The sequence below is a fragment of the Pedobacter sp. GW460-11-11-14-TSB4 genome (assembly GCF_059423705.1).
Map to the genome: position 1 here is coordinate 289,829 of NZ_JBWKYI010000004.1, position 8,912 is coordinate 298,740.

Sequence of the window (8,912 nt, forward strand, 5' to 3'; positions counted from 1 at the left end):
AATCCGAATGTTTTGAAATCATAAATTTCTCCTCCATTCAGCTTATAACAAAAAAGCCCCGATCAAATAATCGGGGCTTTTAATAAAAATCATGATAAATTACTAGTTAAAGCTATATCTTGCACCTACTTGAATTTGGTATCTTGATGCAAACCCAGTGTTATCTCTAAAAGTTGTAGCTCCTAAGTTCTGATTAACAGTATATTTAGGTTTACCTGTTGCAGCATCTCTTCCTTGAAATACCAGTGGAGTAGTAAGGTTAGGAATTTTTGTTAAACCCCAGTTCTTATTTAATAAGTTACCGAAATTAACAATATCTAAACTAAGATTAAATCTATTTCCATTTTCCTTACCAAATAAAGTACGGATTTCTTGCATGATCCTTACATCTACACGGTTGGCCCATGGATATTCTGCTCCATTTCTTTCCGAGTACTGACCTCTTCTGGTACTTAAATATTTATCCTGATCGATATATTGGTTAAGTCTTGTCCACTGAGAAGTAACACTCTCAGCATTAGCACCTGTTATCGCTTGTAACTGTATATCATTAGCATCTTTAGGAACGTACATTAAGTCATTGGCATTACCATCACCATTTATATCACCTGCTTGGTATGAGAATCTTGTATTTCCAAAAGTATCTCCATAAGGTGATCCTTCATAAATAAATCCTAATGATGTAGTAGAGTGAGGAATTATTTTAAAATTAAAGTTCACTGATGCTATAATGCGATTCTTAACTACAAAACTACTATATGCTAATGTTGGTACATTCGGATCACCTACAATTGGGTTACCTGAATAGGCAGAGTTAGCTTGTGAACCTGGATTAGAGGTTATATCTCTAGCATCACTTCTTGTATAAGCTACCATTACATCAGCAATGGCACCAAATCTTTTTTGCAACTGTGCTGTAACATTCCAAGCGTAACCTTGATTAGTATTATCAAGCACAATAGCATTAGTAATGAACGAATTAACTCTATTTGGACCAGCACTTGCATTTGAAGTAGCTGTAACACCTGGAAAATAAGGTCTAGTATCACCAGTTCCAGAATATGAACCTGCTGCGTTTACCAAGTTAGCATTTCTATGATAAATTTCATTAATAGATTTAGTATACATTCCTTCAATTGTAGCTAGTATACCACCAGGTAACTTGTAATCAAACGCTAAACTAGATCTCCAAATCTGAGGTAATTTGAAGTTAGGTGAGGTTAAATTAATAGCAAAAGTAGACGGAATATTTACGTTAGCAGGAATATAAGCAGATGGATTAGCATTAAAAGGGCGATTTGTTGGATTAGTTAAAAGATCTGAACCAAACATAAGACCAGTATTACCAGCTTGGTTAGTTAACCATACACCTGTAGATGCTCCTGTGAATATACCAGAACCTCCCCTAATGATTAATCGAGAATCTTTCAGCACATCCCAGTTAAATCCTAATCTTGGAGAAAAAAGTATTTGCGTTTTTGGAAGCTGACCAACATCCAGTTTTTCACCATTCCTAAAGGAAGCATCAGTTACCTTAGGGTTAGACTGAATATCAGCTGTGTAAATTGGAAGATCTAATCTTAAACCATATGATAGTTTAAAATTAGGTTTTACATACCACTCGTCCTGCGCATAAAAAGCAACAGGCATTTGACTAAATATTGCGTATGGCTGAGGATTTGATGCATCGGCAGAATAAGTTAACTGATATTGCAATGGTACAATTGAATTGTTCCCGTTTGCTGCAGCAACAAAATCAGCTAGACTTTTATATCTGAATTGACCACTATAGAATTGAGCAAATGCATTTGCGAACTTCTGATACCCAACAGTACCTCCCAAAGTAATCGTATGATTTCCTGCGAAAATATTAAAATTCTCATTTAACGTATAAATGTCTTGGTTTAACCGATTTAAACCACTAAATGGCTCAGAACCTAAAGAGATATAGTTATTTCCATTTCCGTCTTCGATATCAACTAACGGGAAAGCACCTCCATTTTGTTCTCTATAATCTCTAAAGCTTGAATATATTAACTGTAAATTATTTGCAAACTTGTTACCAAATCTAGAGTTTAATTCAGCTGTTACAGAATTTAAATTATTATACTGTTTATATCTAAGATTTGAAAAGATCATTGATTGCAAACTTGGCCCTCTACCATTACGTGATCCTGACCCACTTGGAGCCTTATCATCAAACGAGTTTAAGTAATTATACCTAACCGTTAATCTTTGAGAATTACTGATATTCCAATCTAATCTTGCGGTTAGGTTATTAGCCTCTGTTAAATTGCTATAACCATCGATATCACCAGCATCATACCCAAACTTAGATTGAACCAAATCTTTAACAGTTAACATATCATTATATGTTACTCTTGAAATATTAGCCCCTGTTGTTCCTCTATTTACTTGAAGAGTTGAAGATGGCGCTGTCCTTCTACTAATTTCACCATTTACAAAAAAGAATAACTTATTTTTCACTATTGGCCCACCTAGTCTAAATCCTAATTGTTTATTAGAAAAAGCATCGCCGCTACTTTTTGGCAATTGAGTATCACCAACTTTATATCCTTGAAGGTTTTGATTCTTGTAGTATGAATAAATAGATCCAGAAAATTTATTAGTTCCAGATTTAGTCACAGCATTAACTCCCGCCCCAGTAAAGCCGCTTTGCTTAACATCATAAGGAGCTAAGTTTATTTGCAATTCTTCTAATGCATCAAGTGTAAATGGTTGAGCATTTGTTTGTCCTCCAGGTAGAGATGAAAGGCCAAAAACATTATTCATTTGGGCACCGTCAAGTGTTAATGAATTGAATAATGCATTTCTACCAGCAAATGAAAATCCATTTCCAGCAGAACTCGATTGAGGAGTCAATCTCGTTAAATCTGTTATGCTTCTTGAGATAGCTGGCAATTCCTCAATCTGTTTTCTAGAAATCGCTGTTGCCATGCCAGTTTTTGATTTACTTGCTGAGGCAGTACCTCTAACCACAACATCGCTCAACAATTGTGAATTGTCATTTAGCACGATGTTGAGGACAGTAGCATCACCTAACTTCAGATAAACATCAGTCAATTTTTCTGGTTTATAACCAACAAAAGAAATTTCAATAGTGTATGGCCCACCAACACGAGCATTCGCAATTGTATAACGTCCATCATTGTTGGTAGATGCTGTATAAACACTTCCAGAAGGTGTATGTGTCGCTTTAACACTTGCACCAGGTAGGGCGCCTTTGGCATCCTTAATTGTTCCTGTTATTGATGATGTGGTCACCTGTGCATTTGCACCATAAGTAATACCAACGAATGCAACAATAACCAGTACTAATCTTAAAAGTAAAGATTTCTTCATACTTTGTTTTTTAAATGTTTTTTGTTGTTGAATAATAAATCTAATAGGGATATTATGCTGCAAATGTACCCAATAAAATTTAACACATTTTAACATCCAATGTTAAATAATTATTAAGTCGGGCAAAACTTTTCAACATTTAACACATATTGAAGCCTTTATAACTTTCAGTTTATCAACACTTTGATCGTATAACTAGATTATTAATAACGAAACTTACAGTTGATTATAATTTACGCAGAAAAGACACTGTAATGTTGGTATTTTTCCAATAACACCTATTAACAATAACTTTTTAAGTAAAAACAGCATCATATTTTAACCTATCGCTTAAATATTTACCATTCATCAGCAAAATCCTAAAGGCCAGATCAACATCGCACCGTAAATTTACCTCAACAATATTCAATCAGTGTAAATTTTAAAGGTTATCTCAATATTGATCTAGTCAATTGACATTTTTTTTTTAGTTTTGAGCGATTGTTCCAGGATGAAGATCCTTTAACTTTTTGTAATGCGGATACAGGCAACCCATATTAAGGGACGATGGAGAAGATTACAGATATACAAAGCAATTAAAACAAATCTCTTTAAAATAGATTAAAAAACAGATGAATTACGACGTTATTGTTTTAGGCAGCGGCCCAGGTGGTTACGTAGCTGCAATCAGAGCTTCTCAATTGGGACTAAAAGTTGCAATTGTTGAGCGTGAATCATTAGGTGGTATTTGTTTAAACTGGGGCTGTATCCCTACTAAAGCACTTTTAAAAAGTGCTCAGGTTTTCGAATATATCAATCATGCTGCTGATTACGGAATTACTACTGCAGGTGCAACTGCTGATTTTGCTGCTGTAGTAAAACGCAGCCGTGGCGTTGCCGATGGCATGAGCAAAGGCGTTCAGTTTTTAATGAAAAAAAATAAAATTGACGTAATCATGGGTACTGGTAAAGTAAAACCAGGAAACAAATTAGAAGTTAAAGGTGCTGATGGTTCTCAACAAGAACTAAGTGCAAAAAATATCATCATTGCTACAGGTGCACGTTCAAGAGAATTACCTAACCTGAAACAAGATGGCAAAAAAATTATCGGCTACCGCCAGGCAATGGTACTTCCTGAATTACCAAAAAGCATGGTCGTAGTGGGTTCTGGTGCTATTGGTGTAGAGTTCGCTTATTTCTATGCTACCATGGGCACAAAAGTAACCATTGTAGAATTTATGGATAACGTTGTCCCAGTAGAAGACGAAGATGTATCTAAACAATTGTTACGCAGCCTGAAAAAAGTAGGTATCGATGTCATGACATCAGCAAGCGTTGAGTCTGTTGATACCAGCGGTGCAGGCTGTAAAGTTTCGGTTAAAACGGCTTCAGGTATGCAAACTATCGAGGCAGACATCGTGCTTTCGGCAGCAGGTATCGTAGCAAACATTGAAAACATTGGTTTAGAAGAAACCGGTATCAAAACTGAAAAAGGTAAAATTGTTACTGACGAATTCTACAACACTTCGGTTAAAGGTTATTATGCCATTGGTGATGTTGTGGGTGGTCAGGCTTTAGCACACGTGGCTTCTGCAGAAGGTATTATCTGTGTAGAAAAAATTGCTGGTCAGCATGCTGAGCCATTAGATTACAACAATATCCCGGGATGTACTTATTGCACACCAGAAATTGCTTCAGTAGGTTATACCGAAAAAGCAGCAAAAGCAGCAGGTTACGAATTAAAAATTGGTAAATTCCCGTTCTCTGCATCAGGTAAAGCAAGTGCTGCCGGTGCTAAAGATGGTTTCGTAAAATTAATTTTCGATGCTAAATACGGAGAATTATTAGGCGCACATATGATCGGTGCCAACGTTACTGAAATGATCGCCGAAATTGTAGTGGCCCGTAAACTGGAAACAACCGGTCATGAAATGATCAAATCTGTTCACCCTCACCCAACCATGAGCGAAGCTATTATGGAAGCTGCCGCTGATGCCTACGGAGAAGTGATACACTTATAAGGTAGAAGTTTTAAAGGTGGAAGGCTAAAGGTCAACCCCATCAGTAAAACCAATATTATTACAAAAACCCTTTAGTTAATGCTAAAGGGTTTTCTTATTTTTAGCATTTACATCATCCGTTTTACATTTTACATCAAATGAAACTCCACACCATAAATACAGGCTTCTTTAAACTCGATGGCGGTGCCATGTTTGGCGTTGTGCCCAAAGCCATCTGGCAAAAAACCAACCCGGCCGATGCGAACAATCTTTGTACCTGGGCGATGCGCTGCCTTTTAATTGAAGAAGGAAACCAGTTGATTTTGGTTGATACCGGGATAGGAAATAAACAGGATGAAAAGTTTTTCAGCCATTATTACCTGCATGGCAACGATTCGATGGAGAAATCGCTGGCACATTTGGGTTTCAGCACAACTGATATTACCGATGTATTTCTCACGCACCTGCATTTCGACCACGTGGGTGGAGCAATCGTTAGGGAAAATGACAAACTGATTCCTGCTTTTAAAAACGCACACTATTGGAGCAACGAAAAACACTGGCAATGGGCAGTAGAACCCAATGCAAGGGAAAAAGCTTCTTTCTTAAAAGAAAATATCCTTCCGATTCAGGAAAGCGGACAGCTAAAGTTTATAGAAGAAAAAGAAAATATCGAATGGCAGAAAAATATCAACATCAGTTTTGCTTATGGCCACACCGATGCCATGATGTTGCCTAAAATCAGCTACAAAGGCAGGACTATTGTGTACATGGCCGATCTTTTACCTTCAGTAGGTCATCTTCCCCTACCCTACGTCATGGCCTATGATATGTTCCCCTTAAAAACCTTGACAGAAAAACAGGCCTTTTTGGAAGAAGCCGTAAACAACAACTATATATTATACCTGGAGCACGATCCAATTAACGAATGCTGCACTTTACAGCGAACAGAAAAAGGAATACGCGTTGCAGAAACTTTTAAGCTCAGCGACATCTAAATGATCAGACCAGCCCTGCCCACCGATGTGGAAGAAGTTGTACCGCTGATTATTCAGGCCATGGGTAAGCTGGCGAATAAATTAACCCATACCAATGATATAGCAATTATTAACGAGATTTTTAAACACTTCTTTCAGCAGCAGGGTAATCAATACAGTTATGAAAACACTTTAGTTTTTGAAGATGAAGGCAAAGTGCTGGGCGCTATAAATGCTTACGACGGCAGTAAACTCTTCGAACTTCGCCAGCCATTTCTAACCTACCGGGCCAAACATCACCGGGTTAATCACAACAACCAGGATAACGAAACTGAAAGCGGTGAGTTTTATCTTGACAGTATCAGCGTTAATTCGAAGGTACAGGGAAAAGGAATTGGCAAACAATTGATCAGGGCTGGTATTGATTGGGCTAAAAAACTCGGTCACCATACTATTGCTTTATTGGTAGAACAAAATAACGACAATGCATTAAAGCTTTACGAGAAAATGGGCTTCGTTATTCAAAACGAAAAACAATTTATGGGTGGATGGTATCACCATATGGTTTTTAAGATCAAATAATTACCTCTCACTGCTATAGCTTTACAACGTCATACGCTCCCTTACTAAACGCTTCTCAAATTTATTTTCGTTTTTATTTGTATTTAATCTAAATAATGCCAATTTTTGTAACCGATGGAAAAAGCGTGTATCGATATTAATGAACTGGTTAACGTATTCTCAAATACCCATGGTTCTGTTTATCAATCAGATAAATTAAACTGCTTTTATGTAGATTTTGGCGGTAAATTTGCGCGCTATAACTGCCTGTCTCTTCAAAAATTAAAAGCGGTTGTAGAACAGATCGATATCGAAGCTTTGCTTTTAAATACCCACAAAGCCGATTTCGAATTGGTTACCTTTAATGGCTGCGAACACATTTACCTATTAAGTGCTTTAGAAATCATTGCTTTAAAAGATTTACTGCAAGGTACCTTTACCATGTTCAAACTTAACCACATTATTAGCGACTGTCTATACAGATTGGTTTATTAATGACGGAAAATGTTTGATGTAAGATGGAAGATGTGACACCTAGATTGTTTTAAAAGCTACTAAAACCTTAATGATCTTAACTCCTTAATGGTAAAAAAGAGTTCATTCTCAATTGCAACTGGTCATTTGGGGTTAATCGGTTAACTGTTCAAATCGGTTAACTGACAACGAACGATTAATTATTTAACATTTCATAGTTATAGCCATATTATTTATATCAATTCCCAAACCTTAATGCCCTTAACTTCTTAATGATCGTGGTATGGGTTAATGGTTAACTGTTCAAATTGGTTAACCGACAACAAACGATTAATTACTTAACATTTCATATTTATAGCTATATTATTTATAGCAATTCCCAAACCTTAATGCGTTTAACTTCTTAATGATCAGAATAAATGGTTAACTGTTAAACCGGTTAATTACTGTCAAACGCCCTACTCCAAACGCCAGACTGATTCATGTAGTAACTGCAAACTGAAAATCGTCACCTGAAAACTGAGCATTATCCTGCTGAGTCTCAGCCAGTATCCGTTTCGCGTTATACTGCCATTTTCTATCATACTTATTATATCATCCCGCCTTATTTAAACTGATTACAAATAACTAATTATCAGCAATTTAGACTAATTTCATATAGCAAATAAATCACACAATCTGCTTAATTTGATGTTATCTTTGTATCATTAGTTAAGCAAAGAAAATTATGAAAGACTTAATGCGCATTAAATGTTTAATATCACAGGATATCGAAACATTATTAAATCAGCAGATCAAAAAAGAAGCTCACTCTTCATCACTATATTTATCAATGTCATCATGGTGTGACCAAAATGGATTCGATTTTTCAGCAGATTATTTCTTAAAGCAATCTGAAGAAGAAAGAGTACACCAGTTAAAATTGTTCAAATACGTTTTGGATATGGGTGGAAACGCAATATCTCCGGAAGTTTCAGGCATCAAAACCGACTTCGCCGGATTTAGAGAAGTTTTCGAAGATGCTTTAGAAGCAGAAATTGCCATTACCCAAAGTTTTAAAAATCTGGCTTCTAAATGCCATAAAGAACAGGATTTTGTAACCATGGAATTTTTAAACTGGTTCCTGAAAGAGCAACGCGAAGAAGAATACAAAGCACGCAGAGCATTAGAATTATTCGAAGTGATTGGCGAAGAAGGTACAGGAAGATGGGAAATTGATAAACACGTGAATAAAATCACCTATTCAGAAGAATAACAACAACAAAACATATATTGAAAGCTATCCTGATTAAAATCTGGGTAGCTTTTTTTTTATTCACTGATTTTCATTTTCCGGTACTTCAAGCCCGCAAGGAGTCGTCACAGCAATGACGACTCTTCTTTGGAATTTGCCGATGCCAGCAAAATGCAACGCATTAAACCGCCTATAAAAAGAAAAGCTCCGGGTTTACCGGAGCTTTCTTGGTTTAGGGTGTTTGGTTTATGTTGATTATGAATAAGTCTTGAAATTTTTATAAAAAAAGCGCCGTTACCAGCGCTTTTTTTAAACCAAATATAT

Annotated in this window: 7 protein-coding genes; 5 read left to right on the forward strand and 2 right to left on the reverse strand. The window is 36.3% G+C overall.

The genetic code is table 11. The annotated features are described in order from the left end of the window. Positions 1–102: 102 nt before the first annotated feature. Positions 103–3,426, reverse strand: a complete 3,324-nt coding sequence (locus AC07YT_RS06720; RefSeq protein ID WP_494945242.1) for a TonB-dependent receptor — start codon at positions 3,424–3,426, stop codon at positions 103–105. A gap of 548 nt (positions 3,427–3,974) precedes the next feature. Here AC07YT_RS06720 and lpdA point away from each other — a divergent pair. The 5 genes from lpdA (at position 3,975) to AC07YT_RS06745 (ending at position 8,609) form a co-directional block, all read left to right on the forward strand. Continuing rightward, positions 3,975–5,363 (forward strand): dihydrolipoyl dehydrogenase, encoded by a 1,389-nt coding sequence (gene lpdA, locus AC07YT_RS06725; RefSeq protein ID WP_029275810.1) that lies wholly within the window; start codon positions 3,975–3,977, stop codon positions 5,361–5,363. 137 nt (positions 5,364–5,500) lie between these two features. After that, complete coding sequence (locus AC07YT_RS06730; protein WP_086545549.1) at positions 5,501–6,340, forward strand: MBL fold metallo-hydrolase; 840 nt, start codon at positions 5,501–5,503, stop codon at positions 6,338–6,340. Then, the gene (locus AC07YT_RS06735; RefSeq protein ID WP_086545548.1) at positions 6,341–6,901 is read left to right on the forward strand and encodes a GNAT family N-acetyltransferase; all 561 of its coding nucleotides are present in this window, start codon (positions 6,341–6,343) and stop codon (positions 6,899–6,901) included. A 114-nt stretch (positions 6,902–7,015) separates the two neighbouring features. After that, positions 7,016–7,375, forward strand: coding sequence for a hypothetical protein (locus AC07YT_RS06740; protein WP_086545547.1), 360 nt, complete (start codon positions 7,016–7,018; stop codon positions 7,373–7,375). Between the two features lie 706 nt (positions 7,376–8,081). Next, positions 8,082–8,609 carry a ferritin gene (locus tag AC07YT_RS06745; RefSeq protein WP_086545546.1) on the forward strand — a complete coding sequence of 176 codons (528 nt, stop codon included), beginning with the start codon at positions 8,082–8,084 and terminating at the stop codon, positions 8,607–8,609. A gap of 104 nt (positions 8,610–8,713) precedes the next feature. Here AC07YT_RS06745 and AC07YT_RS06750 read toward each other — a convergent pair. Next, positions 8,714–8,912 (reverse strand): hypothetical protein (locus AC07YT_RS06750; RefSeq protein WP_494945243.1); only part of this gene is annotated, 199 nt, incomplete at its 5' end.